Origin of the sequence: Pandoraea captiosa, assembly GCF_902459775.1 — a bacterium.
Taxonomy (GTDB): Bacteria; Pseudomonadota; Gammaproteobacteria; order Burkholderiales; family Burkholderiaceae; genus Pandoraea; species Pandoraea captiosa.
Map to the genome: position 1 here is coordinate 90,033 of NZ_CABPSQ010000004.1, position 25,475 is coordinate 115,507.

Genomic DNA, 25,475 nt, shown 5'->3' on the forward strand with positions numbered 1-25,475 from the left:
TCGATTCACGAGGGTCCCGACCATGGCGCAAGAAACCATGAGCTTTCAGGCGGAAGTCAAACAGCTTCTGCAACTGATGATTCATTCGCTGTACAGCAACAAGGAAATCTTCCTGCGCGAGCTGATCTCCAATGCCTCGGACGCCGCAGACAAACTGCGCTTCGAAGCGATCAACAACGCCGCGCTGTACGAGCAGGATCCGGAACTCAAGATTCGCGTGTCGTTCGACAAGGACGCGCGCACCATCACCATCGAAGACAACGGCATCGGCATGAGCCGCGATGAAGCCATCGCACACCTCGGCACGATCGCGAAGTCCGGCACCAAGGAGTTCTTCTCGCGCCTGTCGGGCGATCAGCAAAAGGACGCCGCCCTGATCGGTCAGTTCGGCGTGGGCTTCTACTCCGGCTTCATCGTGGCCGATCGCATGACGGTCGAATCGCGTCGCGCCGGACTGCCGGCGGCCGAAGGCGTGCGCTGGTCGTCGACGGGCGAGGGTGATTTCTCGGTCGAGACGATCGAGCGCGCATCGCGGGGCACCGCCATCACATTGCATCTGCGCGAGGGCGAAGACGAACTGCTCTCGTCGTGGCGGCTGCAATCGATCATTCGCAAATATTCGGACCACATTTCGCTGCCGATTGTGATGCGCGGCGAATCGTGGAACGAAGAGAAGCAGGCCATGGTGCCCGCCGACACGGACGAGACCGTCAACCAGGCCAGCGCGCTGTGGACACGCAGCAAGAGCGAGATCACCGACGAGCAGTACACGCAGTTCTACCAGCACATTGCGCATGACATGCAGCCGCCGCTGGCCTGGACGCATAACCGCGTGGAAGGCCGCAGTGAATATACGCAACTGCTGTACGTGCCGGGTCACGCACCGTACGACCTCTGGGACCGTAATTCGCAGGGCGGTCTGAAGCTGTACGTCAAGCGCGTGTTCATCATGGACGACGCCGAGCAACTCCTCCCGAACTACCTGCGCTTCGTGCGTGGGGTGGTCGATTCCGCCGATCTGCCGCTGAACGTTTCCCGCGAGATCCTGCAGGAAAGCCGCGATGTGAAGGCGATTCGCGAGGGCTGCGCGAAGCGCGTACTGGGCCTGCTCGAAGATCTGGCCGAAAACCAGCAGGACAAGTACACCCAGTTCTGGGGGGCGTTCGGTCAGGTGCTCAAGGAAGGCACCGGTGAAGATCACGCGAACCGCGAGCGGATCGCGAAGCTGCTGCGCTTCGCGAGCACGCACAACGATTCGGCCGAGCAAAGCGTGTCGCTCGCCGATTACGTCGGCCGCATGAAGGAAGGGCAGGACAAGATCTACTACGTCACGGCGGAGAACTGGGTGGCGGCAAGTCACAGCCCGCATCTCGAAGTCTTCCGCAAGAAGGGCGTGGAAGTGCTGCTCCTGACCGATCGCGTGGACGAATGGATGCTGTCCTACCTGCACGAATTCGACGGCAAGGCGCTGGTGAGCGTGGCGCGCGGCGATCTGGATCTCGGTGCGCTCGAAGACGCGGCTGAGAAGGAAGCTCAGGAGAAAACCAGCGATGCACTCAAGCCGCTGGTGGAAAAGATGAAGGAAGTGCTCGCGGACAAGGCCAAGGACGTGCGTGTGACGTTCCGTCTGACCGATTCTCCGTCGTGCCTGGTCTCGGACGAGAACGATATGAGCGGCACACTCCAGCGTCTGATGAAGGCCGCCGGCCAGAAGATGCCGGAGTTCCGCCCGATTCTCGAAATCAACCCGGAGCACGCCCTCATCAAACGCCTGAGCGCGGAGAGTGCCGACCTGTCGGACTGGACACAGTTGCTGTTCGATCAGGCGTTGCTGGCAGAAGGTGGCAATCTCGAAGACCCGGCGGCGTTCGTGAAACGTACGAATGCGTTGCTGCTCGCCGCACGTTAAGTGCGTTAAGTGAGGTTGCGTGCGGCAGGAGAATCGTTGGACGCAAGCGGCGTGAGATCTGCCGTTTGACGCCACATTCGCTACGGTATGCCTGACCGGAAAACGCCCCCGTGACGAAATGTCGCGGGGGCGTTTTTCATGGACGTCGCTTGCCCATTGCCTTTCGCGCAGGGCGTCACGCCAGATTTGGACGTATATCGCTGCTCGGCGCAGGGGGGCACAGGCCCTTTATAATGCCGAGCCATGACTTTCCCATTCGATGTAAGCGGGCGGCGCTGGCAGGCTGTCCCGGCACCGGCACTTTCGCGTCATCACAAGGACTGGCTGACCCGAGGCGGTGCGCTCACTTGCCATCTGTCGGCGCTTGGCCGGGTCAGTGTGCGTGTCGTGGCCGAGCGGGTAATGCCCGCCGATGCCGATCAATGCCGCGCCATCGGTGTGCCGCTACGTACCCCGCTCTGGGCGCGGGACGTCATTCTCCTGATCGACGACGAGCCCGTGGTCGTGGCGCACAGCGTTACGCCGCTCGCGTATAGCCGGTCGGTCTGGCAAGCGATGCGCCGGTTGCGGACTCGCCCACTGGCGGACCTGCTGTATCACGATCCTGCCGTCACGCGATCCGTTTTGGTCTCTCGCCCTCTCGGGCCGCGTCATCTGCTGCACGGGCGTGCTCGCCATGATGCGCGCGATCCTCTCGTCGGCACACATCCGCGCGCCCGGCTGTGGGCGCGTCGCTCGGTATTCCTCCGATACGGTGCGCCGTTGCTCGTCACCGAAGCGTTTCTTCCGCGCTTTTGGCGCCGCCTGGCGTCCACCCCGCGGGACAATGTGAACGCTTGATTGCCATGCCGAGCTCATCGAAATCATCGACTTCATCGACCTCGTTCGCCTCGGATCTGAAACGCAATTTCCCGCCGGTTGCGGACGCACGCACGCGTGTACTGATTCTCGGCAGTCTGCCGGGCGAGGTGTCCCTCGCCCACCAGCAGTACTATGCGCATCCGCAGAATCGGTTCTGGTATCTCGTGGGCGAAGTGATCGGCGAACCGTTACCCACGCTTGCTTACGAGGCGCGACTCGACGCATTGCGCGCCCATGGCGTGGGACTGTGGGACGTCGTGGCGCAAGCACGCCGCGAAGGCAGCCTCGACAGCAACATCCGGTTGCACACCGGCAGCGATCTCGCCGGCCTGATCGCCACGTTGCCTGCACTGCGCGCCGTGGCGTTCAACGGCGGCACGGCGGCTCGCATCGGTCAGCGGGCTCTCGCGCAGGGCGGTGTGACGATACCGGTCGTATTGCTGCCGTCGAGCAGCCCTGCGTACACGATTCCTCTGGCCACAAAGCGCGATGCCTGGCTCGCTCTGCGTGAGTGGCTGGACCAGACGTAGTCGACCGATATCCACGGCATCGTTTTCCCCCGTTCCTGCCGACCGGATCAGTTCGATTTGCAATTTGTACGCAGACTACGTATGCGTGATCAACGTAGGCGCGTGGGGTGTCAGGCATCCCGAACCCGGTACAATGCGAACCCATCGGAATTTCCCGAGCCTTACTGAAGGACACATGACCCTCATCAAACGCAAATCCATCGAAGCCGAAGCGTTCGTTGCCGACGACCGTGCCGCCCGTTCCCCGCGCCCCGCGTACAAGCCGCGTTTTGCGCCGGTGACGTTCTCCGAAATCGGTGGCGTGCGTTACCTGCATTTCGGCACCGAGTGGGTGCAAGGGGCGATGCGTCTGTCCAAACCTGACCGTATCGAACTCGAATACGCGCAGCAGATGATGGCGTGGCTGTTGTTCATGCGCGCGCCGAAGCACGTGGTGCAACTCGGTCTCGGCACCGGCTCGATCACCAAGTTCACCGCCAAGCAATTCCCGCGCACGCAAGTGACGGCTGTCGAGCTTAACCCGGCCGTGGTCGTCGCCGCTCGCACGATGTTCGATCTGCCGAGCGATTCGCGTCGCCTGAAGGTGCTCGAAGCCGACGCCTGGGATTTTGTGACCGACACCGCGAATCATGGCACTGTTGACGTCATGCAAGTCGACCTCTACGATGCGACCGCGCGTGGACCGGTGCATGACACGCCGGCCTTCTACAAGGCGTGCCGCGCCACGCTGCGTGAGCCGGGCATGCTGACGATGAATCTGTTCGGCGATCACGACAGCTATCCGAAGAACATCCGTCGTCTGCGTCAGGCGTTCGACAATCGGGTGATCGAGTTCCCGGAAGTGCATGACGGCAACGTCATCGTACTGGCCTTCAATGGCCCGCTCCTGTCGGTCGAGTGGAAGGACGTGGAAGCCCGCGCCAAGGTGGTGGAAGCGGCCACCGGTCTGCCTGCCAAACGCTGGGTCAAACAGCTTCGTGAAGCCAACGGCGATGGCGGTCCGGTACTTACGGTCTGACGCCACACGCGGAGTGTCGCGAATGGCGTAAGCCGCCATTCGCGTAGATGCAAAAAAGCCAGCCGATAGGCTGGCTTTTCTTTTGCGCGGCCGCTAAGCGATCGGTTCGCCTATGCGACTGGCGTCGACTGGCGTCGACTGGCGGCGATCGGCGGCGATCGGCGCCGGTCGTGCCGAATCAGGCCGCGACTTCTTCGATGGTCAGCGGTTCGCCGCTGGCGACGATCGCCAGCAGGCGATCGACGTTCGGGTGGGCGCCCGGACGGTTGCGGGCATCTGCCGTGTGTTCGCCGAAGACGGCCAGTGCGTGCTCTGCGGCCTTGACGTCGAGCGTGCCGAAGGCCTGCTTGAGGTAGTGGTACACGGCGAGCGAGCCTTGCTTGCCCGGCGCATTCTCGATGGTGCCGACGATGGCGCCGCTGCCGTTGCGCAGGTCGATGCGGGCGATGCCTTCGATGCCCTTGCTGTCGATATTGGCCATCAATGCGAGGTTGTCCTTGAATACCGGGGTCGGATCGATCACTGCCATGGTGTTGCTGCTCCTGCGGTTACGTCGAATGGGAAAGGAAAACGTTGCGGGCCGAATGTTATCACTTCGGCTGTTGCTGCTATTTACGGGCGGGCGTCGTGACCGTACGTCGGGATCAATCGCGTCGCCATTGCAGGATCGCCAGCGTCAGAGCGCCCGCAATGAGTCCCCAGAAGGCCGAACCGATGGACAGTAACGTCAGGCCAGACGCTGTCACCATGAACGTAATCAGCGCCGCTTCGCGCTGTTTGACGTCATGCGTCGCATTGGCCAGGCCGTTCATGATCGAACCGAACAGGGCGAGCGCCGCAATCGAGACCACGAGCGCTTTCGGGAACGCCGCAAACAGCGCAGCAATCGTCGCACCGAACGTACCGGCGATCAGATAGAACACGCCGGACCACGCGGCTGCCGTATAGCGCTTGGCGGGGTCTTCGTGTGCTTCGCGACCCGTGCAGATGGCCGCCGTGATGGCCGCCAGATGGATGCCGTGCGAGCCGAAGGGGGCGAGCAGTACCGACGCGATACCCGTCGTCGAAATCAGCGGCGACGCCGGAACGTTGTAGCCGTCCGCGCGCAGCACGGCCAGTCCCGGTACGTTCTGTGAGGCCATCGCCACCACGAACAGTGGGATCGCAATGCTGATCGTCGCGGCCAGCGAGAACGACGGGGTCGTCCAGACGGGCTTCGCAAGCGAGACGTTGAAGTGGCTGAAATCGAGTAGCCCCAGCGCGCCGGCAACGGCCGTTCCCACGATCAGCGCCAGCAAAATGGCGTAGCGCGAGGCGAAACGCTTGACGACGAGGTACGTAAAGAACATGGAGAGCACGAGTGCCGTCTGGTGCTGCGCGGCGACGAATATCTCCAGCCCGATCCGGAACAGGATCCCGGCGAGCAATGCGGAGGCCAGGGCCGGCGGCACGCGTCGCATGATCGTCTCGAAACCGCCCGTTAGTCCGCAAATGGCGATGAGCGCGTTGCAGACGATGAACGCGCCGATGGCCTCGCCATAGGGAACGCCCGGCAGCGACGTGATCAGCAGGGCGGCACCCGGCGTCGACCACGCGACTACTACCGGCGTGCGGTAGCGTAGTGACAAGCCGATGGTCGTTACGCCCATGCCGATCGACAGCGCCCAGATCCACGACGAGATTTGCGCCGGGCTCAGATGGGCGGCCTGTCCGGCCTGGAACATGAGGATGAGCGAACTGGTATAGCCGGTCATCATGGCCACAAAGCCGGCCACGATGGCCGATGGCGAGGTGTCCGCCAGGGGGCGCAGTGGCGGCAGGGGCGGGGGCGGCGCGGGGGTAGTGCTGGACGTCATGATGAAGGGGTGTCTCTGCGTATGTTGTGGCGTTGTTGTTGTGATGTCTTGCTGTACTGGCGGCGCAATAGACGGGGTACGTGTGCGGCGTCCGGTACACCGCAATGTACGGCAACGTGGCGCCATCAGAAGCAACGGGGAAACGATCGGACGCGGCGGCTTACTTGCTGAGTACGCGCATTGCCGACTCCAGCCCCGAGAGCGTAATCGGGTACATGCGATTCGCGAATAGCTGACGGATCACCGAAATCGACTGGCGATATTGCCAAATCGCTTCCGGCTCCGGATTGAGCCACGCATGATGCGGGAAGCGATCGATGAAGCGCCGCAGCCACACGGCGCCCGCTTCCTTGTTGTTGTACTCGACCGAGCCGCCCGGTTGCAGGACTTCGTACGGACTCATCGTGGCGTCGCCCACGAAAATCAGCTTGTAGTCGGAGGGATATTTGCGAAGCACGTCCCACGTCTCGAAGCGCTCGTTGTGGCGACGACGGTTTTGCCGCCACAGATAGTCGTACACGCAGTTGTGGAAATAGTAGAACTCGAGATGCTTGAATTCCGACTTTGCTGCGGAGAAGAGCTCTTCCGTGCGGGCGATATGGTCGTCCATCGAGCCACCGACGTCGAGCAGCATCAGCACTTTGACGTTGTTATGGCGCTCCGGCACGAGCTTGAGGTCGAGCCAGCCGGCGTTGGCGGCGGTCGAGCGGATCGTGTCGTCGAGATCGAGTTCTTCGGCAGCGCCTTCGCGGGCAAATTTGCGCAGGCGTCGCAACGCAACCTTGATGTTGCGGGTGCCGAGTTCTACGGAATCGTCGTAGTCGCGGTACGTACGCTGGTCCCAGACTTTGACCGCGGTGCGATTGCCGTTGCTTTCGCCCCCGATGCGAATGCCTTCGGGGTTGTAACCGCCGTTGCCGAAGGGCGATGTTCCGCCCGTGCCGATCCACTTGTTGCCGCCTTCGTGCCGGCCCTTCTGCTCGTCGAACAATTGCTTCAGGCGTTCCATGAGCTTGTCCAGCCCGCCGAGTGCCTCGATACGCGCTTTGTCTTCGGGAGACAACTCGCGTTGCATACGCTTCTTTAGCCAGTCGAGCGGCACCTCGCCGGAGGCATCCACGATCTGCTGTACGCCTTTGAAGTACGCGCCAAACGCCTGGTCGAACTTGTCGTAGTGCTTCTCGTCCTTGATGAGCGAAAGACGCGCCAGATAGTAGAACTCGTCGAGCGAGGGCGCGATGACCTGACGTTGCAGCGCTTCGAGCAGCGTCAGGTATTCCTTGACGGAAACCGGCAGCTTCGCCGCGCGCAAGGTGTAGAAGAAGTCGATCAGCATGACGTTGCCGCGCTCACCGATTGGCGCGGTTCATGAAGACGAGGCGCTCGAACAGGTGCATATCCTGCTCATTCTTGAGCAGCGCGCCCGCAAGCGGCGGAATCGCCAGCTTGTTATCGGCGCTACGCAGCGCTTCCGGTCCAATCTCCTCGGCCATCAGCAATTTGAGCCAGTCGATGAGCTCCGAGGTCGACGGCTTCTTCTTCAGGCCGGGGATTTCGCGCACCTCGAAGAACGTCGCCATGGCGGCGTTCACCAGTTCGCGTCGAATATTGGGGAAATGGACGTCGATGATCGACTGCATCGTCGACGGCTCGGGAAACTTGATGTAGTGGAAAAAGCAGCGGCGCAGGAAGGCGTCCGGCAATTCCTTTTCGTTGTTGGACGTAATGATGACGAGCGGGCGATGGCGTGCCTTGACCAGCTCGCGCGTCTCGTAGACGTAGAATTCCATGCGATCGAGCTCGCGCAGCAGGTCGTTCGGGAATTCGATGTCCGCCTTGTCGATCTCGTCGATCAGCAACACGACCGGCTGGTCGGCCTCGAAGGCCTGCCAGAGCACGCCCTTGACGATGTAGTTGGCGATGTCGCGAACGCGTTCGTCGCCCAGTTGCGAATCGCGCAGACGCGACACGGCGTCGTATTCGTACAGACCTTGCTGCGCCTTGGTCGTGGACTTGACGTGCCATTGAAGCAGCGGCATGCCGAGGGCGGCCGCGACTTCTTCCGCGAGCATGGTCTTGCCGGTGCCGGGCTCGCCCTTGATGAGCAACGGTCGTTGCAGCGTGGCCGCCGCATTCACGGCGAGCTTGAGGTCGTCGGTAGCGACGTATTGGGAAGAACCTTCGAAGCGCATTGTCTGAGCCGTCCGCAAACCGCCGGCCGAGCGGCCGGGCAGGGAAAAAGTTCAGTATAAGACATTGCGCATGAGGCTCGCTTGGGCGCCGCAAATGTGCCTTTACATCAAAGGCTTGCGAGAAAACTTCGGAGAACTGTGCGGGTCAGCACCGAGTTTGCGCCCGGGAGGGTGTGGGTTACAATCGATTGCTTTTTTCACAGGTCGACAGCCTTGGAGCCGGGATGTCGATCTGCGTGTTGCGGGCCGGTATTCCAACCAAAAACGTTCCCAAGAAGACCATGAAAAAGTTCCTCACGATGATGGCGCTGGCGCTTGGCAGCACGTCACTCATGTCGCTCAGCGCGCTTCATGCGGCCGAACTCAAGCCTGACATGGAAGCGGCAAAAGGCAAGGTGGCCATGTGCATCGGCTGCCACGGCATTCCCGACTATCGCACCGCGTTCCCCGAGGTGTATCACGTACCCAAAATCGGTGGACAGAACGCGAAGTACATCGAAAACGCTCTGAAGGAATACGCCAAGGGCGACCGCAAGTTCCAGACGATGCATGGCATCGCAGCCACGTTGACCGATCAGGACATCGTCGACATTGCCGCCTATTACGCGGCGCAGACGGCGTCGACGCCGGTCAATCCCCAAAAGTAAAACGTGCGTGGCTGAGGAGAACACGATGAAGCATTCGATGCATTCGATGGCAAAGGCCGCGGCCGCGGTGTCCCTGACGCTGGGTGCGGTGCTCGCCGGCATGAGCGGCGCTGCGGTGGCCGCAGGTAACGTTGCGAACGGCAAAGCGCTGGTCGACAAGGGCATGTGCGTCAGTTGCCACGGTGCTAATCTGAACGCGCCGATCACGCCGGAGTATCCGAAGCTGGCCGGTCAGTACGCGGATTACATCTATAACGCCCTGCGCGCATATCAGAACGAAACCAGTCTCGTTTACGGTCGCAGCAACGCGATCATGAAGACGCAGGTCATGTCCAATCCGGCGACGATCGGCAAGGACGGCAAGCCGCGGCCCTTTACCTCCCAGGAGCTCAAGGACATTTCGGCGTACATCGAATCGCTGCCCGGCGATCTGGTAACGAAGAAGTAAGTCTTTCGCGACGGCATGAAAAAACGACGGTTGCCGCGTGGCGACCGTCGTTTGTTTTCGTCTGGCGCGCTACGCTTTCAACGGACTTGGCTACGTTGTCCGCGTGTTGTCGCCAGATGCGGCGTACTCATACGTGGTGCAGCTCAATTCGCCCGTGCCGATCGCCTCCGGCATCGCTGCGCCAGCGGCGCCTAGCGTGATGCCTGTTGCTCGATACGTTGCAGATACGCGTCCGAGTCGGGGGGCTGACCGCTGCGCTGCGCTTCCCAGAGCGTCTGTCCCAGGCATTCCATGATGCGGTGCTGCGCTTCGTGAGGGGAGTCGAGGCGGTTCGTCAGCTTTTCGTACGCGGCGCGAATGCCCGGGGGCTGATCGATCGAGACCTGCTCGCTGATCGCCAGATGCATCGACAAGTGCAGGAACGGGTTGGTCTGTCCTGCTTCCGGTGAGTAATCGCGGGCGCTGGCCTCGTCGGTGTCGGCAAGGGCGTCGTGATACTCCGGGTGTTCGTTGATCCAGTCGGCGGCGATCGTCTCGAGCGGCGTGAGGATATTGCCATCGCGCTGCTTTTGCCAGGTGGTGCAGAAGAATTGCCGGACTTCGTCGCGGCTCGGATTGAACATGGGGACTCCGTGGGGTTCTTTTTGAGGCGTCTTGCGGTGTGCTTTGCCGTGACTACAATGGCGGAGCGGTGATCGTCACGTCGCAGTGCCGCAATAGGCCGGGCGCGCCGGTAGTGACCGGAATTCGCCGATAACGCAATAAAAACACGCCGTATTGTCGCTCAATTCGCCCAATCATGCCGCAAAGCCCGCGCCCTCCCGACTTGCCTCCGACAACCGGCGCAGTCCCCGCTCCCGTCGGGGACGTTGGTCGTGCGGCGCCGGCTTGGGGCGGCGTAGCGCTGATCGCGATATCGGCGTCGGCGTTCGGGGCGATGGCGATCTTCGCGAGGGGGGCGACCGCGTCGGGCGCTGACATCTTCGCGATGCTGTTGTTTCGCTTCTTTGTCGCGGCCGTATTGCTCATTGCCTGGTGTCGCCTGCAGCACGTGCGTTTTCCGTCACGCCGTCAGTCGTTGCATATCGCCCTCATGGGCGGCATCGGCTATGTCGGTCAGTCACTGTGCTTCTTCGGTGCACTGCAATACGCGCAGGCGTCGCTCGTCGCGCTGCTGCTTTATCTTTACCCCGTTTTCGTGACGATATTGGCTGCGATTTTCCTGCATGAGCGCCTCACGCCGGTCAAGCTGGGGGCGCTCGTGCTGTGCTCGCTGGGGACCGCGCTCACGGTCGGTGGCGGGCAAGGCCAGCCACTGGGCATGGCGCTGGCCGTGGCGGCCGCGTTGATCTATTCGGGGTATATCGTCGTGGGCGCCAGGCTAACGCGCGGGGTGGACGCCCGTGCGACGGCGACGCTCGTCTGTGTGGCTGCTACCGCGTCGTTCGGCGTGATGGCGGCAATCAGGGCATGGCAGGGCGAGCCGTTGCACTGGCCTGCGAGCGCCGGTGGTTGGGCGGCGCTGGTCGCCATCGCCGTATGCTCGACGGTCGTCGCCATTCTGACTTTCTTCGCCGGCTTGCAGCGCCTTGGCGCGGGGCGTGCCTCGATGCTCTCGACACTGGAGCCGGTGGTCACCGTGCTGCTCGCGGCCATGTTGTTGGGTGAAACGCTCGCGCCCGCACAGTGGGGCGGCGGGGCACTGATATTGGCGGGCGTCGTCTGGCTGTCCGCGCGAGGCAACGCGGCCAATACCTGACGTCACGGTGATTTTTGCCACAGCGGCGCGCGACAGGTGACGACGGTACAATCGCCATCGACAGCGCTTTATTAGCGATTCATTTTTCGAGGTCATTCGTCATGAGCACCATTGCCCCGGCATCCATCGCCCAACTGTTCACCGACGCGCGCACGCACAACGTGTGGCTCGACAAGGCTGTCAGCGACGAGACGCTGCGCGAACTCTACGATTTGGTGAAATGGGGGCCGACGTCCGCCAACACGACGCCCGCACGCATCGTCTTCGTGAAGAGCCCCGAAGCGAAGGCCCGGTTGCTCGAATGCATGGCGCCCGGCAATGTGGACAAGACCCGCACGGCACCGGTCACGGCGATCATCGCCTACGATCTGAAGTTCTATGAGCACCTGCCCAAGCTGTTCCCCAACGGTGCGGAAAAGATGGTGCCGATGTTCGCGGGCGACGCCGCGAAGGCCGCCGGTGCCGCCCACATGAACAGTTCCCTGCAAGGTGGTTACTTCATTCTGGCGGCGCGCGCATTGGGGCTCGATTGCGGGCCGATGGCCGGTTTCGACGCACAAAAGGTCAATGACACCTTCTTCGCCGGTACCGAGTGGCGCGTGAACTTCATCTGTAACCTTGGCTACGGCGATCACGACAAGCTGTTCCCCCGTAACCCGCGTCTCTCGTTCGACGAGGCAGCTCGCATCATCTGACGGATCGGCAGTCGAATACGCTGCTTTTCCAGTACCCAGATCGGCTCGCCCGTCGGTTCGCCCGTCGGTTCGCCGGTCAGTACGCTGAAAGCGGTGTGGCAAAAAAAACGGGCGGCCCCGATATCGGGCCGCCCGTTTTTCGTCGACATTCGTGTGGGGATCGCAGGCGATTTGACGACGTTGCGCCGCATTTGGGCACGTCAGGTCTTCGGTGCCGGTGTCTTGGGGCGGAAGTCGCACAGCGGCTCGATGGCGCAATGCCAGCACTCGGGCTTGCGCGCCTTGCACACGTAGCGGCCGTGCAGAATGAGCCAATGGTGGGCGTCGTGCCTGAATTCACGCGGCGTGACACGTTCCAACGCCAACTCGACGGCTAGCGGATCCTTGCCAGGCGCGAGTCCCGTACGATTCGCGACGCGAAAAATGTGCGTGTCGACGGCAATCGTATCCTCGCCGAATGCCGTATTCAGTACGACATTTGCGGTCTTTCGGCCCACGCCGGGCAAAGCCTCCAATGCTTCGCGCGAGCGCGGCACTTCACCGCCGTGCAGATCGAGCAAAAGCTGGCAGGTGGCGATCACGTTCTTGGCCTTCGTTCGGTACAGCCCGATGGTCTTGATGTAATCCGCCACGCCTGCCTCTCCGAGCGCGAGCATCTTTGCCGGTGAGTTGGCCACGGCGTACAACTTGCGGGTTGCCTTGTTCACCGAGACGTCGGTGGCCTGTGCCGAAAGCAGCACGGCGATCAGCAACTCGAATGGCGACGTATATTCCAGCTCCGTCGTCGGCGTGGGATTGAGCTGTTGCAGCGTCTCGAACAGGGCGCGGCGTTTGGCGTCGTTCATGGCGGGGCGCGTGGAGGGCGTTTGTCTTGTTGTAAGAGGGGCGGTCAAAGCGGTGTGCCGCCCGATCAGGTTCGATGCTTTGTGTCGTCTCCGGCGTCCGGCGCATCCGACGTACCAGGCAAACTCTCACTGCCACCGTCATGCAGGCCGAGACGCTTCCGACGTGCTTCGGCCTCGTCGATTTGTGCCTGAACCGACGCAGAGACATTCTCGGTATTTTTCGGGCCCAGCCCCTCGGCCGCCAGTGCCGCTTTCTTTTGACGCGCCCGTTCGAGTGCGGCCTGAATGATGGCCTGCTTGCGCGCAGCGGCAGCGGCAGCTTCGTCGGCGACAGGGGCTGTCAGCGAGGCCGCTCCCGCTTCGCTCGCGGCGTCTTTGGGGACGTCGCCCGCGGTGGCCGCAGGTTGGGTATGGGTATCGGCGCCACCTGCGGCGGGCGCAAGTTGCGCACCCGGTGCGACTCGCGCGGCCCGGGCGGCCAGCCGCGCTTCACGCTCGGCCTTGTCTTTTTCCAGACGTGCCTGATGCGCTTCGAAGTGCGTACGAGCCTGATCCGCCTGCGCCTGCGACCAAGCGTCCCAACCGGTTCGCTCGCCGGTCACGGGAATCATCTCGATACAGTCGACGGGGCAGGGGGGGACGCAAAGATCGCAGCCGGTGCAGCGGTCTTCAATAACCGTGTGCATCTGCTTGGCGGCACCGACGATGGCGTCGACCGGACACGCCTGAATGCACAATGTGCAGCCGATGCACAACGATTCATCGATGAAGGCACGTGGGCGGGCCCGCTCCACGCCGTTTTCCGGATTGAGCGGGATGACGGGGCGGCCCAGGAGTTTGGCAATCCGCGCCACGCCTTCGGCCCCGCCCGGCGGGCACTGGTTATAGTTGGCCTGCCCGCTGGCGATCGCTTCGGCGTAGGGACGGCACCCTGCGTAACCGCACTTGGTGCATTGCGTCTGGGGCAACAGGGCATCGATGCGCTGGGCGAGCGCGCTGACTTCGGACACGTCTTTTGTGGGGGATTCGGCAGAAAGTCGAATTATCCTGCATTTTGCGGAAACACTGAAACCGTTGTGCCATAATTCCGCCCCATGAGAACGACCGGCCGATCATGACAACCCTAGAAACCAAGATCAAACGTGACCCGGAACGCACCCGCCAGCGCATTCTTGCCGCTGCGATCGAGGAGTTTGCGGAACGTGGTTCGAGTGGGGCGCGCGTGGACAGCATCGCACGGCGAGCCGAGATCAACGAGCGCATGCTCTATTACTACTTCGGTAACAAGGACCAGCTCTATCTGGCGGTCCTCGAAGAGGTCTATGGCGAATTCAACCGCGCCGAACATGCGCTCAAGCTCGATTTGCTCGCGCCGCTCGACGCCGTGGCCGAACTCGCCCATTTCGTGTGGGATTATTACGCCGATCACCCGGAGCTGATCCAGCTCATCAACAACGAAAATCTGCACGAGGCGAAGTCGATGCGTCAGTCGACGGAGATTCGTCAGCAGGTCTCGCCGATCGTCGACCTGCTCGCACAAACGCTCAGGCGCGGTCAGATCAGTGGCGAGATTCGCGAGGGCATCGATCCCGTCGATCTCTACGTGACCATCTCGGCGATGGGGTATTACGTGATGTCCAACCGCCATACGCTCTCCATCGTGATGGGGCGGGACGTGATGAGCGAGGATGCGCGAAAGACGTACTCGTCGTTCAATACGCAGATGCTGCTGGATTCATTGCGTACGCGATAGCCGTTCAGACGACGCCTGCCGCCGCCCGCCATCCGTTTGCGGCGGGCCGTATTCCGCGTCGATCGGAAAACAAAAACCGCCGAGTGGGCCGTAGCACACGCGGCGGTTTTTGTGTGGCTGTCGCCGATAGCGACGGACTCGCGACTGGCTAGCGACTCACGCTCAGGCGTGCTTCGCGATGAAGTCGCGGATCTGCGGATAGATCACATTGCGCCAGCGACTGCCGGAGAAGATGCCGTAGTGACCGCACTTCGGCGCGGTGAAATGCGCACGACGCTTGGCCGGGATACCGGTGCACAGCTCGTGCGCTGCCTGCGTCTGGCCGCTGCCCGAAATGTCGTCCAGTTCACCCTCGATCGTGAAGAGTGCCGTCGTCTTGATGTCCTGCGGACGAACACGCTCTCCCGCCACATCCCATGTGCCGCGCGCGAGACTGAAGTCCTGGAACACCGTCTTTATCGTATCGAGGTAATACTCCGCCGCCATGTCGAGCACGGCGTTGTATTCGTCGTAGAAGCGGCGGTGCGAGTCGGCGTCGTCGCTGTCGCCGCGCATCAGGTCCAGATAGAAGTCCCAGTGCGACTTCAGATGGCGGTCCGGATTCATGGCGACGAAACCCGCATGTTGCAGGAAGCCGGGATACACGAGGCGACCGGCGCCCGGATAATTCGACGGGACCGCGTGGATCACGTGATTCTCGAACCACTCGTACGACTTGTTCATCGCCAGCGAATTGACGGCGGTGGGGCTCTTTCGGGCGTCGATGGGGCCACCCATCATCGTCATGGTCTTGGGCGTTTTTTCGCCGTTCGAGGCCATGAGCGAAATGGCGCCGAGCACCGGCACGGTCGGCTGACATACCGAAATGACGTGCAGATTCTCCGCGCCGATGTGACGGATGAACTCCTGAATGTACGCAACATAGTCGTCCAGATGGAACGACCCCGCTTCAAGCGGCACCATGCGTGCATCGACCCAGTCGGTGATGTACACCTTGTGGTCCTTGAGCAGCGTGGAGACAGTGTCGCGCAGCAGCGTAGCGTGGTGACCGGAGAGCGGTGCCACGACCAGCACGACCGGATCGTCCTTGAGCTGTCCAACGGCGCCGGCGTCGTCGGCGTAACGCTTGAAGCGCAGCAAGCGGCAGAACGGCTTTTCCATCGCGGTCATTTCCACCACGGGGATGTTGTGTCCGTCGACCTCGACTGCCTTGATGTTGAATTCGGGTTTTTCGTAATCCTTGCCGAGCCGATAGAGCAATTCATATCCGGCGGCAATGCGGGGCGCGCCCGGCATCATGGCAAGCAGGCTGCCCGGATTGACGAAAGTCGTCGCCGCCGCCTTTGCCCACGTGGTGAGAGGATTCAGCCACGCGCGGTTGTACTCATGAATCTGATACAGCATGTTGTGTGCCCTGAGGCGGATGATGGGGGAATTATGCAACCGTTTATCGCGGCTGTGCAACGCAGCATAACCCTGATATATGGCATTTCCGCATCATGTCGATAGTCTTAGCTTATTCGAGCCATTGTTATAAACTATCGTTGTTGCGATGCAACAATTGGGGCATCAAAAAAAGCCCGCCGGATGGCGGGCTTTCTCATTTGGCGCGAACTGCGCTTCAATGAGTCGCTTAGCGCAGCACTTGGGCGATCGCCGAGGCCACGTGATCGATGTTCTTGTCGTTGAGCGCAGCCACGCAGATGCGGCCGGTGCTCACGGCATAGATCCCGAATTCTTCACGCAGGCGCTCGACCTGGTCGGCGGTCAGTCCCGAGTAGGAGAACATGCCGCGCTGCTTGATCACGAACGAGAAGTCGCGGTCCACGCCATGAGCGCGCAGCTTCTCGACCAGTGCCAGGCGCATTGCGCGGATACGCTCACGCATTTCGGCCAATTCTTCTTCCCAGAGTGCGCGCAGTTCGGCGTTGCCCAGAACGGCGGCGACCACCGAGCCGCCGTGCGTCGGCGGGTTCGAGTAGTTCGTGCGGATCACGCGTTTGAGTTGCGAGAGCACGCGAGCCGACTCGTCCTTGTTGCCCGTGACAATCGACAGGGCGCCCACGCGTTCGCCGTACAGCGAGAACGACTTCGAGAACGAGCTCGAGACGAAGAAGTTGAGGCCGGCGGCAGCGAACAGGCGAACCACGGCGGCGTCGGCATCGATGCCGTCGCCGAAGCCCTGGTAGGCGATGTCGAGGAACGGCACCAGCTTGCGGGTCTTCACGACTTCCACGACTTGCGCCCACTGATCCATCGAGAGATCGACGCCAGTCGGGTTGTGGCAGCAGGCGTGCAGTACGACGATCGTGCCTTCCGGTTCCTTGCCCAGCATGTCGAGCATGCCGCTCAGGTTCACACCGTGCGATGCGGCGTCGTAGTACGGGTACGACACGACGTTGAAGCCGGCCGTCGAAAACAGGGCGCGATGGTTTTCCCAGCTCGGGTCGCTGATGGCGACGGTTGCGTTGGGGTTGAGCTGCTTGAGGAAGTCCGCGCCGATCTTCAGGGCGCCAGTGCCGCCGAGTGCTTGGGCGGTGACCACGCGGCCTTCGGTCAGGACCGGCGACTCCTTGCCGAACAGCATCTCCTGCACGGCCTTGTCGTAGGCGGCAATACCTTCCATCGGCAGATAGCCGCGCGGCAGGCCTGCCGCCACGCGTTGTTCTTCCGCTGCCTTCACGGCCTTGAGCAGCGGCAGTTTGCCTTCTGCATTGAAATACACACCAACGCCGAGGTTCACCTTATCGGTGCGGTGATCGGCGTTGTAGGCTTCGTTCAGGCCAAGGATGGGGTCGCGCGGGGCGAGTTCGACAGCGGAAAAGAGGGTCATTTCGACGGCTCGAGGCAGGTAGTAGGAAAATGCAGCGGGACGGCCGCAACTTACGCAGGATCGGCCCAACGCGCTATTTTAGCGAAGATTACCCGCGCTTGTGGTAAACACCGACGCGCGTTCGACGAATTCCTGCGTTTTCGGCACGAAAAGTGCCTCGTATTGCCAGAAATTGACGAAATCGGCCGATTTTCGGGTGACGGTAGGGTGTTCGTCGGTGGCCGGAGGTTGTCCGGGGGACCGACTGTCCGTTGTCGCGGACCTCGACCTGCGTCCTGTCACCCATCGGACTCAGGGAATCGTCCGACGCGCTAAAATGCCGAATTACGTCCCTCATGTTCGCGCCCCGCCATGACCCCTGCGGCTGACACCGATCTCGACGAAAGCAAGTTCCTGACGTTCCCCGATTCGCCCTATCAGCTCTACTGCCCGTTTCCTGCTGCGGGAGATCAACCGACGGCCATCGCGCAACTGACCGAAGGCATTAACGACGGGCTCGCCTTTCAGACGCTGTTGGGCGTTACGGGCTCGGGCAAGACATTCACGATGGCCAACGTGATCGCCCGCATGGGCCGTCCCGCCATCGTGTTCGCGCCGAACAAGACACTTGCCGCGCAGTTGTACTCCGAGTTTCGCGAGTTCTTCCCGCGCAACGCGGTGGAGTACTTCGTCTCGTACTACGACTATTACCAGCCGGAAGCCTACGTTCCCCAGCGCGATCTCTTCATCGAAAAGGACTCGTCGGTCAACGAGCACATTGAGCAGATGCGTCTGTCGGCGACCAAGAGTCTGCTTGAACGACGTGATGTGGTGATCGTGGCGACGGTATCCGCCATTTACGGTATCGGCAATCCCACCGAATACCACCAGATGATTCTGACGGTGCGCCAGGGCGACAAGCTGGGACAGCGCGAGATCATTGCCCGATTGATCGCCATGCAGTACACCCGTAACGAAACCGATTTCGGCCGCGGTACGTTTCGCGTGCGTGGCGACACCATCGACATATTCCCTGCGGAACATGCCGAGCTGGCGCTGCGTGTCGAGTTGTTCGACGACGAGGTCGATTCGTTGCAACTGTTCGATCCGCTGACCGGACGGGTTCGCCAAAAAGTGCCGCGATTCACGGTGTATCCGTCCTCGCATTACGTCACGCCGCGAGATACGGTGTTGCGCGCGATCGAGACGATCAAGGACGAACTGCGCGAGCGGCTCGATTTCTTTTACAAGGAAGGCAAACTGGTCGAAGCGCAGCGCCTTGAACAGCGGACCCGTTTCGATTTGGAAATGTTGCAGGAACTGGGTTTCTGCAAGGGCATTGAAAACTATTCGCGGCACTTGTCCGGTGCTGCGCCCGGCGAACCGCCGCCGACGCTCGTCGACTATCTGCCGCCGGATGCGCTGATGTTCCTCGATGAATCCCACGTGCTCATCGGCCAGTTCAACGGCATGTACAACGGTGACCGGGCGCGTAAGGAGAACCTCGTCAATTACGGGTTTCGCCTGCCGTCCGCGCTGGACAATCGTCCGCTCAAGTTTGCGGAGTACGAACGCAAAATGCGTCAGGCGATCTTCGTATCGGCGACGCCCGCAGACTACGAGGCGAAGCGAACCGGGCAAGTGGTCGAGCAGGTGGTGCGTCCGACCGGACTGGTGGATCCCACGATCGAAGTGCGGCCGGCACGCACGCAGGTCGACGACGTGCTGTCGGAGATCAACAAGCGTGTCGCCGTGGAAGAGCGCGTGCTCGTGACCACGCTCACGAAACGTATGGCCGAGCAATTGACCGAGTACCTGTCGGACAACGGCGTGAAGGTCCGCTACCTGCACAGCGACATCGACACCGTTGAGCGCGTGGAGATCATTCGCGATCTGCGTCTGGGCGCGTTCGACGTACTGGTCGGGATCAACCTGCTGCGTGAGGGGCTGGATATTCCGGAAGTCTCGCTCGTGGCGATTCTCGATGCGGACAAGGAAGGTTTCCTGCGCGCCGAGCGCTCATTGATTCAGACGATCGGCCGGGCGGCGCGTAACGTCAACGGTACCGCCATCTTGTACGCCGACAAGATGACCGATTCGATGAAGCGTGCCATTGGGGAGACGGAACGTCGTCGCGCCAAGCAGATCGCGCACAACGAGGCGCACGGCATCGTGCCGCAGGGCGTGAAAAAGCGCATCAAGGACATCATCGATGGTGTGTACGATCCGCAGGACGCGAAGGCGGAACTGGCTGAGGCCAAAGAGCAGGCGCACTATCAGGACATGTCGGAAAAGCAACTGGCCCGCGAGATCAAGAAACTCGAAAAGCAAATGCAGGAGCATGCGCGAAACCTGGAGTTCGAGAAGGCGGCCAAGGTGCGCGACCAGTTGCTGCACGTCAAGGCGCTGGTGTTCGGTACCGACGGCGCGAGCGAGGCAGAACTGGGGCCCAAGGGTTGAAGCGGTGGGGCGTTGGATCAGGTGGACGGGGTGGCGCAGGTGCGAAGGTTCGGTTCGGTGGATGACGATGCCGCCGGAGCGAACCGGGGCCGATGACACCGAAAGGATCAATTCACGCCCGGAAAGGACGTCACCCATCTGATCTTGACATCGGGGAACGACGACACGATCTGGACCGTGAAGTCGGGAAACGAATCCACGATCTGCCACTGACCGCAACTGTCGGGAAACGCGGACACTTTTTGCACATTCAGGTCCGGAAAGCTCGAGACGACTTGAATCTTGATGTCGGGAAAGCTGTTCACGAACTTCACCTTGCCGCGCAGCGGAATCCCATTGAATGTGCAAAGCGCCTTGTTGACTTCGCCAGCATTGGCGATTGGCGCTGCCAGACAGAATGCCAGGGTCAGACTGGCGGCTTGCTTGATTTTCATGAGCTGTTCAGGTCGCTGGTGATGATCGGTGTGCTGCGTGTGGCGGGGGGCATGCGCAGGGCCAAGGCTTTGTCGGCGATGCGGCGACACATTTTCCAATAGGCCTGGATGGCCCGGATGGTCCGGATGGTCCGGATCCAATGCCTGATTCGGTCCGCTGACTTTAATCCATTTTGTTGATTGCCGGGGCACTCCTCGTCGTGTCAGTGTTCACGAATTTCCATTTCACACGCAAATGAAAAAAACCTCCGTCTTGTTTATCTGCATGGGCAACATTTGTCGTTCTCCCAGTGCCGACGGTATTTTTCGTCAACGTCTCGCGAATGCCGGGTTGACCCATGTCGTCGAGGTCGACTCGGCAGGGACTCATAGCTACCACATCGGCCATGCGCCCGATGCCCGCACGCAGGCGGCAGCCGAACGGCGCGGTTATGACCTGAGTTCGCTGCGCGCACGTCGGGTGGAGGCGAGCGACTTCGAACGATTCGAATGGATCGTCGCGATGGACAACGCCAATGTGTCCGAACTCATGGTGCGCTGTCCCGCCGAGTATCGTCACAAGATCGTACGGCTGATGGATTTCGCAACCCGTCACGACGCCACGGAAGTGCCTGATCCCTATTACGGTGGCGAGCAAGGATTCGAAACCGTGCTCGACTATATTGAAGACGGTCTCGACGGCTTTCTCGCCCATTTGGGAAAGCCCGTTTAAATGTCATTCCCTGCGGCGCATGATCGACCGGTCGGTTGACGTCGCAGTCACTTTCGTCGGTTGCTCCACCGACACTTTTCCGCTTTTCACTCGTTTCCTGATAGATGCTTAATTCGCTCCGTTCGTACTGGCGCAAATGGCGCGCGTCGCGCCACGCCGGCCATCAACTCGACGAACTGCTGGCACATGCCGACCCCTCGGCGCCGTTGGCAGTCCGCAATCAATGGCTCGTCGAATTGGCGCACTGGGTGCAAAAGCGCGGAGCGCTCGTGAATGGAGATCGCGCACACGGGGAAATGGCGCGATACCGTCCCCATACGCGGTTGCGCTATTTGCTGCAAATGCTCGATCGCAACCCGCAGTGGCGCTTGCCAGTCGCCCGCACACTGCGCAGCGTCATCAACGAAAGCGACGCCATTTCGTTGCTTTGCGATACCGGCATGCCCGTGCGGCCCGGATTTTGGGGCGCGCTGGTCGAGCGCATCGAGAAGGCCCTGATTCCGCCGCCACCGACCCGTCGCGACCTGTCCGCATTGTGTTCGCTGATGTTTCCGGACGGCGACGCAGCTGACTGGATCGCCGCGATGCCGCCCGATCTCCTGGGGGACCTCATCGCACTGCTGCATCACGGCGAGGCCGACGATGCCGACGCCGACTGGAATCCGTTCGCCCAGGATCTGCTGGCTGCCATGCATCACCTGGTCGATCAGATTGCGTCGACCGGGCTGTCGCAGTCCGTGCGCTCGCGCCTGTCGTATTCGCGTGTGACCGACTCGCCGTTCTACCGGCTCGGGCGCGCCATGCAGGCGCTGGAAGACGCCGGTCAGGCGTTCTCTCATGGGGCGCCGCCGTCGCAGGTTTTCCTGCAACAGATCAATGTCTTTCGCGCACTGCTCGACGATTGCGGGCATGCCATACGCCAGGTGTATGCCCACCTGGATGAAAACGGGGTGAGCGTCGATATCGTGTTTCTGGTCGAGCGCGCCAAAGCGCGAATTCGGCGGCTTGAGCGGTTGCTGGAGGCCTGGTTGACGCACGGAGATCGCGGTGAGCGGGCCGTTGCTCGCGTTCGGCTGGTCGCCGACCTCGTACGTGCCAACCGGGCCAGTCAGAGCGTGGGCGAACTGGCGCGCATGTCGTTCGGGCTGCTGGCGCGCAAGGTCGTCGAGCGCAGTGCCGAGACGGGCGAGCACTATATTGCGCGCAATCGCAGCGAGTATTTCTCGATGCTGCGCATGGCTTGTGGCGGCGGCCTGGTCACGGTGGTGACCGTCTATGTCAAGTTCATGATCGCCGGCGCGCATCTGCCGACCGTGGTGGAAGGATTTCTTGCGGGCGCCAACTATGCGCTGTGCTTCCTGTTCATGCACTTCTGCCATTTCACGCTGGCGACCAAACAACCGGCCATGACGGCACCCGCCATTGCCAGTCGGCTCGACGATGTCGATACCCCCGCCGGCATGGACGCTTTCGTCGGCGAAGTGATCGCGCTGGTGCGCACCCAGGCCGCGGCGATTTTTGGCAATCTGGCGATGGTGTTTCCGTTCTGCCTGCTGGTGCAATGGGCCGTGTCGGCGGCGCTCGGCGTCAATACGATTTCGCCGGAAAAGGCGCACGCTACGTTGCATTCGTTCTCGATTCTCGGCGTCACCCCGTTCTTTGCGGCGCTAACAGGCGTGCTGCTGTGGTGTTCGAGCCTGATTTCCGGCTGGGCAGACAATTGGTTCGCGTTGCATGGCATTGGTGACGTACTCGCGTACAACCGCCGTCTGCGGTTCGTCTTCGGGCGAAACGGTGCGGCACGGTTGGCCGACTGGTGCCGTCGCCACATTGCGCCGGTGCTGGGTAACCTGATGCTTGGGTTCATGCTTGGGTTGGTGCCCGCCATATTGACGGCGTTCGCGTTGCCGTTCGAAGTGCGCCACGTGACGTTGTCGACCGGCGCCATCGCCACGTCGATCGGCGTACTTGGCATGCCGGTGCTGCACGATCCGGCCCTTTGGCTGGCATTCGCGGGTGTCGCGGCGATGGGGCTGCTCAACGTCGGCGTCAGTTTTGCGTTAGCATTCCACATGGCGCTCAGATCGCGTCCACTTCGGCTGGGCGATCGTCGGCAACTCCACCGCGCCATCTGGCGCGCCGTGTTGCGCAATCCTCTGGTGCTGCTGTTCCCTCAGCGGGTCCCCCAGCGAGATGCTCGTCCCGAAAAATAAGAAGTTTCACAACGGGGTTCGGGAACTTCCGCAAAAAATGGGCCAGAAGTACTTGACTAAATTCGTAGGGAATTTATACTTGACGAAAATAGTCGAGATTAATCCCCTGCATCATCATGAGACTTACCACGAAAGGCCGTTTCGCCGTCACGGCGATGATCGACCTGGCCATGCGCCAGGACGCGGGTCCCGTGACGCTTGCGGGCATTAGTCAGCGTCAGCGAATTTCCCTCTCTTATCTGGAGCAATTGTTCGGTAAGCTGCGTCGCCACGAGATCGTGGAGAGCGTGCGCGGGCCGGGCGGTGGCTACAGTCTTGCGCGCCGCGCGGAAGAGGTGACCGTCGCCGACATCATCATTGCGGTCGACGAACCGCTCGACGCCACACAGTGCGGCAGCAAAGGTAACTGCGAGAAGGGCCAGGACGGCCATCGCGGGCACTGCATGACGCATGAACTGTGGGCGACACTCAACCAGAAGATGGTCGAGTATCTCGATTCCGTTTCGCTGCGCGACCTCGTCGAGCAGCAACGCAGCAAGCAGGCACAGCAGGCTGTGCTGCGCGACACGCGCGAGTCCGGTAACAGCAGCCAGACGATGACGACGCGTATCCCCAATTCGGTCTTTGATATGGCCCGTTCATAACAGGCGCCACGGCACGATCCTGGAGCACCCCATGAAAAACGACACCCTCAACCTCCCCATCTACATGGACTACAGCGCCACGACGCCGATTGACCCGCGCGTCGTGGACAAGATGTTGCCGTATCTGCGCGAGCAATTCGGCAACCCGGCGTCGCGCAGCCACTCGTTCGGCTGGGCTGCCGAGCAAGCGGTGGAAGAGGCACGCGAGGAAGTCGCCAAGCTGGTGAACGCCGACCCGCGCGAGATCGTGTGGACCTCGGGCGCGACCGAGTCGAACAACCTCGCCATCAAGGGCGCGGCGCATTTCTATCAAGGCAAGGGCAAGCACCTCATCACCGTGAAGACCGAGCACAAGGCTGTGCTCGACACGATGCGCGAGCTCGAGCGCGAAGGCTTTGAAGTGACCTATCTGGACGTCAAGGACGACGGCCTGCTGGATCTGGAAGTCTTCAAGGCGGCGCTGCGTCCGGACACGATTCTCGTGTCCATCATGGCCGTGAACAACGAAATCGGCGTGATTCAGGACATCGCGACGATCGGTGAAATCTGCCGTGAAAAGGGCATCATTTTCCACGTCGACGCTGCACAGGCAACGGGCAAGATGCCGATCGATCTGGCCACGCTGAAGGTCGATCTGATGTCATTCTCGGCACACAAGACGTATGGCCCGAAGGGCATCGGCGCACTGTACGTGCGTCGCAAGCCGCGTGTGCGTATCGAGGCACAGATTCACGGTGGCGGTCACGAGCGCGGCATGCGCTCGGGCACGCTGGCCACGCACCAGATCGTTGGCATGGGCGAGGCGTTCCGTCTGGCACGTGAAGAGATGGCAGTCGAGAACGAGCGCATTCGCATGCTGCGCGACCGTCTGCTCACTGGTCTGACGGAAATGGAAGAGGTGTATGTGAACGGCGACATGGAGAAGCGTGTCCCGCACAACCTCAACATCAGCTTCAATTTTGTCGAAGGCGAATCGCTGATCATGGCGATCAAGGATGTGGCGGTGTCGTCGGGTTCGGCGTGCACGTCGGCGTCCCTCGAGCCTTCGTACGTTCTGCGCGCCCTGGGTCGCAACGACGAACTGGCGCACAGCTCGATTCGCTTCACGGTGGGGCGCTTCACGACCGAGCAGGAAGTCGACTATGTGGTCGAACTGCTCAAGAGCAAGATCGGCAAGCTGCGCGATCTGTCGCCGCTGTGGGAAATGTACAAGGACGGGGTCGATCTGAATTCGATCCAGTGGGCCGCACACTGAGTATTCAAGGAGTTAGCCATGTCGTACAGCAAGGAAGTTCTGGATCACTACGAAAACCCGCGTAACGTCGGTTCGTTCGAGAAGGGCGACGACGCCGTCGGCACGGGCATGGTCGGCGCACCGGCTTGCGGCGACGTGATGAAGCTGCAAATCCGTGTGAATGAAGCCGGCGTGATCGAAGACGCCAAGTTCAAGACCTACGGTTGTGGTTCGGCCATTGCCTCGTCGTCGCTGGTGACGGAGTGGGTCAAGGGCAAGACGCTCGATCAGGCGCTCGAAATCAAGAACACCGAAATCGCGCAGGAACTGGCGTTGCCGCCGGTGAAGATTCACTGCTCGATTCTGGCTGAAGACGCCATCAAGGCGGCCGTGGCCGATTACAAGCAGAAGCACGGCCAGTCGGCCGACACGGCTCAGGCTGCCTGAGCGGCG

At 61.5% G+C, this 25,475-nt stretch carries 25 protein-coding genes; 15 read left to right on the top strand and 10 right to left on the bottom strand.

Features of this window, described 5'->3' with window-relative positions:
• Positions 1 to 22: 22 nt before the first annotated feature.
• The 4 genes from htpG to PCA31118_RS13825 all read left to right on the top strand — a co-directional run bounded on the left by htpG (position 23) and on the right by PCA31118_RS13825 (position 4,318).
• Complete coding sequence (gene htpG, locus PCA31118_RS13810) at positions 23 to 1,909, top strand: molecular chaperone HtpG (protein ID WP_150625768.1); 1,887 nt, start codon at positions 23 to 25, stop codon at positions 1,907 to 1,909.
• 243 nt (positions 1,910 to 2,152) lie between these two features.
• Positions 2,153 to 2,749 carry a chorismate--pyruvate lyase family protein gene (locus PCA31118_RS13815; protein ID WP_150625769.1) on the top strand — a complete coding sequence of 199 codons (597 nt, stop codon included), beginning with the start codon at positions 2,153 to 2,155 and terminating at the stop codon, positions 2,747 to 2,749.
• A 5-nt stretch (positions 2,750 to 2,754) separates the two neighbouring features.
• Positions 2,755 to 3,300, top strand: a complete 546-nt coding sequence (locus PCA31118_RS13820) for a DNA-deoxyinosine glycosylase (protein ID WP_150625770.1) — start codon at positions 2,755 to 2,757, stop codon at positions 3,298 to 3,300.
• 175 nt (positions 3,301 to 3,475) lie between these two features.
• Complete coding sequence (locus tag PCA31118_RS13825) at positions 3,476 to 4,318, top strand: spermine/spermidine synthase domain-containing protein (protein ID WP_150625771.1); 843 nt, start codon at positions 3,476 to 3,478, stop codon at positions 4,316 to 4,318.
• A 178-nt stretch (positions 4,319 to 4,496) separates the two neighbouring features.
• On the opposite strand, the gene PCA31118_RS13830 is transcribed toward PCA31118_RS13825, so the two are convergent.
• From PCA31118_RS13830 to PCA31118_RS13845, 4 genes are all read right to left on the bottom strand, one after another.
• Entirely contained in the window at positions 4,497 to 4,841 is a 345-nt protein-coding gene (locus PCA31118_RS13830; RefSeq protein ID WP_150625972.1) for a DUF2322 family protein, read from the bottom strand.
• 121 nt (positions 4,842 to 4,962) lie between these two features.
• Positions 4,963 to 6,174, bottom strand: a complete 1,212-nt coding sequence (locus PCA31118_RS13835; RefSeq protein WP_150625772.1) for a benzoate/H(+) symporter BenE family transporter — start codon at positions 6,172 to 6,174, stop codon at positions 4,963 to 4,965.
• A gap of 160 nt (positions 6,175 to 6,334) precedes the next feature.
• A complete protein-coding gene (locus PCA31118_RS13840; RefSeq protein ID WP_150625773.1) occupies positions 6,335 to 7,510 on the bottom strand; it encodes a vWA domain-containing protein in 1,176 nt (391 codons plus the stop codon).
• A gap of 13 nt (positions 7,511 to 7,523) precedes the next feature.
• Complete coding sequence (locus PCA31118_RS13845) at positions 7,524 to 8,366, bottom strand: AAA family ATPase (RefSeq protein WP_044455241.1); 843 nt, start codon at positions 8,364 to 8,366, stop codon at positions 7,524 to 7,526.
• Positions 8,367 to 8,647: 281 nt separating this feature from the next.
• Here PCA31118_RS13845 and PCA31118_RS13850 point away from each other — a divergent pair, with 281 nt between their 5' ends.
• Together PCA31118_RS13850 and PCA31118_RS13855 are read left to right on the top strand one after the other, a co-directional pair.
• The gene (locus tag PCA31118_RS13850; protein ID WP_150625774.1) at positions 8,648 to 9,013 is read left to right on the top strand and encodes a c-type cytochrome; all 366 of its coding nucleotides are present in this window, start codon (positions 8,648 to 8,650) and stop codon (positions 9,011 to 9,013) included.
• Between the two features lie 46 nt (positions 9,014 to 9,059).
• Positions 9,060 to 9,461 (top strand): c-type cytochrome, encoded by a 402-nt coding sequence (locus tag PCA31118_RS13855; RefSeq protein WP_150625973.1) that lies wholly within the window; start codon positions 9,060 to 9,062, stop codon positions 9,459 to 9,461.
• A 191-nt stretch (positions 9,462 to 9,652) separates the two neighbouring features.
• On the opposite strand, the gene PCA31118_RS13860 is transcribed toward PCA31118_RS13855, so the two are convergent.
• Complete coding sequence (locus PCA31118_RS13860; protein ID WP_150625775.1) at positions 9,653 to 10,084, bottom strand: DUF1841 family protein; 432 nt, start codon at positions 10,082 to 10,084, stop codon at positions 9,653 to 9,655.
• 176 nt (positions 10,085 to 10,260) lie between these two features.
• Between PCA31118_RS13860 and PCA31118_RS13865 the strand changes: the two genes are divergently transcribed.
• Both PCA31118_RS13865 and PCA31118_RS13870 read left to right on the top strand, forming a co-directional pair.
• Positions 10,261 to 11,220: a DMT family transporter gene (locus PCA31118_RS13865; RefSeq protein ID WP_150625776.1), complete on the top strand. Its 960-nt coding sequence runs from the start codon at positions 10,261 to 10,263 to the stop codon at positions 11,218 to 11,220.
• A 101-nt stretch (positions 11,221 to 11,321) separates the two neighbouring features.
• A complete protein-coding gene (locus PCA31118_RS13870) occupies positions 11,322 to 11,915 on the top strand; it encodes a malonic semialdehyde reductase (protein WP_150625777.1) in 594 nt (197 codons plus the stop codon).
• 200 nt (positions 11,916 to 12,115) lie between these two features.
• Here PCA31118_RS13870 and nth read toward each other — a convergent pair whose 3' ends face one another.
• Together nth and rsxB are read right to left on the bottom strand one after the other, a co-directional pair.
• Positions 12,116 to 12,760 (bottom strand): endonuclease III, encoded by a 645-nt coding sequence (nth, locus tag PCA31118_RS13875; RefSeq protein ID WP_150625778.1) that lies wholly within the window; start codon positions 12,758 to 12,760, stop codon positions 12,116 to 12,118.
• A 65-nt stretch (positions 12,761 to 12,825) separates the two neighbouring features.
• On the bottom strand, positions 12,826 to 13,770 hold the full coding sequence (gene rsxB / locus PCA31118_RS13880; RefSeq protein WP_150625779.1) for an electron transport complex subunit RsxB: 945 nt from the start codon (positions 13,768 to 13,770) through the stop codon (positions 12,826 to 12,828).
• 104 nt (positions 13,771 to 13,874) lie between these two features.
• Here rsxB and PCA31118_RS13885 point away from each other — a divergent pair, with 104 nt between their 5' ends.
• Entirely contained in the window at positions 13,875 to 14,513 is a 639-nt protein-coding gene (locus PCA31118_RS13885; protein ID WP_044455246.1) for a TetR/AcrR family transcriptional regulator, read from the top strand.
• A 162-nt stretch (positions 14,514 to 14,675) separates the two neighbouring features.
• Here the strand turns inward: PCA31118_RS13885 and PCA31118_RS13890 are convergent, their stop codons facing one another.
• Complete coding sequence (locus tag PCA31118_RS13890) at positions 14,676 to 15,917, bottom strand: polyhydroxyalkanoate depolymerase (RefSeq protein WP_150625780.1); 1,242 nt, start codon at positions 15,915 to 15,917, stop codon at positions 14,676 to 14,678.
• A gap of 229 nt (positions 15,918 to 16,146) precedes the next feature.
• Positions 16,147 to 17,346, bottom strand: coding sequence for an amino acid aminotransferase (locus PCA31118_RS13895; protein ID WP_150625781.1), 1,200 nt, complete (start codon positions 17,344 to 17,346; stop codon positions 16,147 to 16,149).
• A gap of 351 nt (positions 17,347 to 17,697) precedes the next feature.
• Between PCA31118_RS13895 and uvrB the strand changes: the two genes are divergently transcribed.
• Positions 17,698 to 19,785 carry an excinuclease ABC subunit UvrB gene (uvrB, locus tag PCA31118_RS13900; RefSeq protein WP_150625782.1) on the top strand — a complete coding sequence of 696 codons (2,088 nt, stop codon included), beginning with the start codon at positions 17,698 to 17,700 and terminating at the stop codon, positions 19,783 to 19,785.
• A 107-nt stretch (positions 19,786 to 19,892) separates the two neighbouring features.
• Here the strand turns inward: uvrB and PCA31118_RS13905 are convergent, their stop codons facing one another.
• On the bottom strand, positions 19,893 to 20,219 hold the full coding sequence (locus PCA31118_RS13905; protein ID WP_150625783.1) for a 7(1) septoil knot domain-containing protein: 327 nt from the start codon (positions 20,217 to 20,219) through the stop codon (positions 19,893 to 19,895).
• Between the two features lie 235 nt (positions 20,220 to 20,454).
• Here PCA31118_RS13905 and PCA31118_RS13910 point away from each other — a divergent pair, with 235 nt between their 5' ends.
• The 5 genes from PCA31118_RS13910 to iscU all read left to right on the top strand — a co-directional run bounded on the left by PCA31118_RS13910 (position 20,455) and on the right by iscU (position 25,469).
• A complete protein-coding gene (locus PCA31118_RS13910) occupies positions 20,455 to 20,931 on the top strand; it encodes a low molecular weight protein-tyrosine-phosphatase (RefSeq protein ID WP_174990467.1) in 477 nt (158 codons plus the stop codon).
• Positions 20,932 to 21,035: 104 nt separating this feature from the next.
• Positions 21,036 to 23,144 carry a site-specific recombinase gene (locus PCA31118_RS13915; RefSeq protein ID WP_150625784.1) on the top strand — a complete coding sequence of 703 codons (2,109 nt, stop codon included), beginning with the start codon at positions 21,036 to 21,038 and terminating at the stop codon, positions 23,142 to 23,144.
• 116 nt (positions 23,145 to 23,260) lie between these two features.
• Complete coding sequence (iscR, locus tag PCA31118_RS13920; protein WP_150625785.1) at positions 23,261 to 23,788, top strand: Fe-S cluster assembly transcriptional regulator IscR; 528 nt, start codon at positions 23,261 to 23,263, stop codon at positions 23,786 to 23,788.
• Positions 23,789 to 23,819: 31 nt separating this feature from the next.
• On the top strand, positions 23,820 to 25,043 hold the full coding sequence (locus tag PCA31118_RS13925) for an IscS subfamily cysteine desulfurase (RefSeq protein WP_150625786.1): 1,224 nt from the start codon (positions 23,820 to 23,822) through the stop codon (positions 25,041 to 25,043).
• Positions 25,044 to 25,061: 18 nt separating this feature from the next.
• A complete protein-coding gene (iscU, locus tag PCA31118_RS13930) occupies positions 25,062 to 25,469 on the top strand; it encodes a Fe-S cluster assembly scaffold IscU (protein WP_150625787.1) in 408 nt (135 codons plus the stop codon).
• The last annotated feature ends 6 nt before the right edge of the window (positions 25,470 to 25,475 follow it).

Bases quoted from the DNA above. Each gene is read 5' to 3' on its own strand.
- uvrB (WP_150625782.1), top strand. From the start codon at position 17,698: ATGACCCCTGCGGCTGACACCGATCTCGACGAAAGCAAGTTCCTGACG.
- PCA31118_RS13895 (WP_150625781.1), bottom strand. From the start codon at position 17,346: ATGACCCTCTTTTCCGCTGTCGAACTCGCCCCGCGCGACCCCATCCTT.
- nth (WP_150625778.1), bottom strand. From the start codon at position 12,760: ATGAACGACGCCAAACGCCGCGCCCTGTTCGAGACGCTGCAACAGCTC.
- PCA31118_RS13865 (WP_150625776.1), top strand. From the start codon at position 10,261: ATGCCGCAAAGCCCGCGCCCTCCCGACTTGCCTCCGACAACCGGCGCA.
- PCA31118_RS13820 (WP_150625770.1), top strand. From the start codon at position 2,755: ATGCCGAGCTCATCGAAATCATCGACTTCATCGACCTCGTTCGCCTCG.
- PCA31118_RS13850 (WP_150625774.1), top strand. From the start codon at position 8,648: ATGAAAAAGTTCCTCACGATGATGGCGCTGGCGCTTGGCAGCACGTCA.
- PCA31118_RS13870 (WP_150625777.1), top strand. From the start codon at position 11,322: ATGAGCACCATTGCCCCGGCATCCATCGCCCAACTGTTCACCGACGCG.
- PCA31118_RS13860 (WP_150625775.1), bottom strand. From the start codon at position 10,084: ATGTTCAATCCGAGCCGCGACGAAGTCCGGCAATTCTTCTGCACCACC.
- htpG (WP_150625768.1), top strand. From the start codon at position 23: ATGGCGCAAGAAACCATGAGCTTTCAGGCGGAAGTCAAACAGCTTCTG.
- PCA31118_RS13915 (WP_150625784.1), top strand. From the start codon at position 21,036: ATGCTTAATTCGCTCCGTTCGTACTGGCGCAAATGGCGCGCGTCGCGC.
- PCA31118_RS13840 (WP_150625773.1), bottom strand. From the start codon at position 7,510: ATGCTGATCGACTTCTTCTACACCTTGCGCGCGGCGAAGCTGCCGGTT.
- PCA31118_RS13885 (WP_044455246.1), top strand. From the start codon at position 13,875: ATGACAACCCTAGAAACCAAGATCAAACGTGACCCGGAACGCACCCGC.
- PCA31118_RS13845 (WP_044455241.1), bottom strand. From the start codon at position 8,366: ATGCGCTTCGAAGGTTCTTCCCAATACGTCGCTACCGACGACCTCAAG.
- PCA31118_RS13890 (WP_150625780.1), bottom strand. From the start codon at position 15,917: ATGCTGTATCAGATTCATGAGTACAACCGCGCGTGGCTGAATCCTCTC.
- PCA31118_RS13825 (WP_150625771.1), top strand. From the start codon at position 3,476: ATGACCCTCATCAAACGCAAATCCATCGAAGCCGAAGCGTTCGTTGCC.
- PCA31118_RS13855 (WP_150625973.1), top strand. From the start codon at position 9,060: ATGGCAAAGGCCGCGGCCGCGGTGTCCCTGACGCTGGGTGCGGTGCTC.
- iscU (WP_150625787.1), top strand. From the start codon at position 25,062: ATGTCGTACAGCAAGGAAGTTCTGGATCACTACGAAAACCCGCGTAAC.
- PCA31118_RS13910 (WP_174990467.1), top strand. From the start codon at position 20,455: ATGAAAAAAACCTCCGTCTTGTTTATCTGCATGGGCAACATTTGTCGT.
- iscR (WP_150625785.1), top strand. From the start codon at position 23,261: ATGAGACTTACCACGAAAGGCCGTTTCGCCGTCACGGCGATGATCGAC.
- PCA31118_RS13905 (WP_150625783.1), bottom strand. From the start codon at position 20,219: ATGAAAATCAAGCAAGCCGCCAGTCTGACCCTGGCATTCTGTCTGGCA.
- PCA31118_RS13835 (WP_150625772.1), bottom strand. From the start codon at position 6,174: ATGACGTCCAGCACTACCCCCGCGCCGCCCCCGCCCCTGCCGCCACTG.
- PCA31118_RS13925 (WP_150625786.1), top strand. From the start codon at position 23,820: ATGAAAAACGACACCCTCAACCTCCCCATCTACATGGACTACAGCGCC.
- PCA31118_RS13815 (WP_150625769.1), top strand. From the start codon at position 2,153: ATGACTTTCCCATTCGATGTAAGCGGGCGGCGCTGGCAGGCTGTCCCG.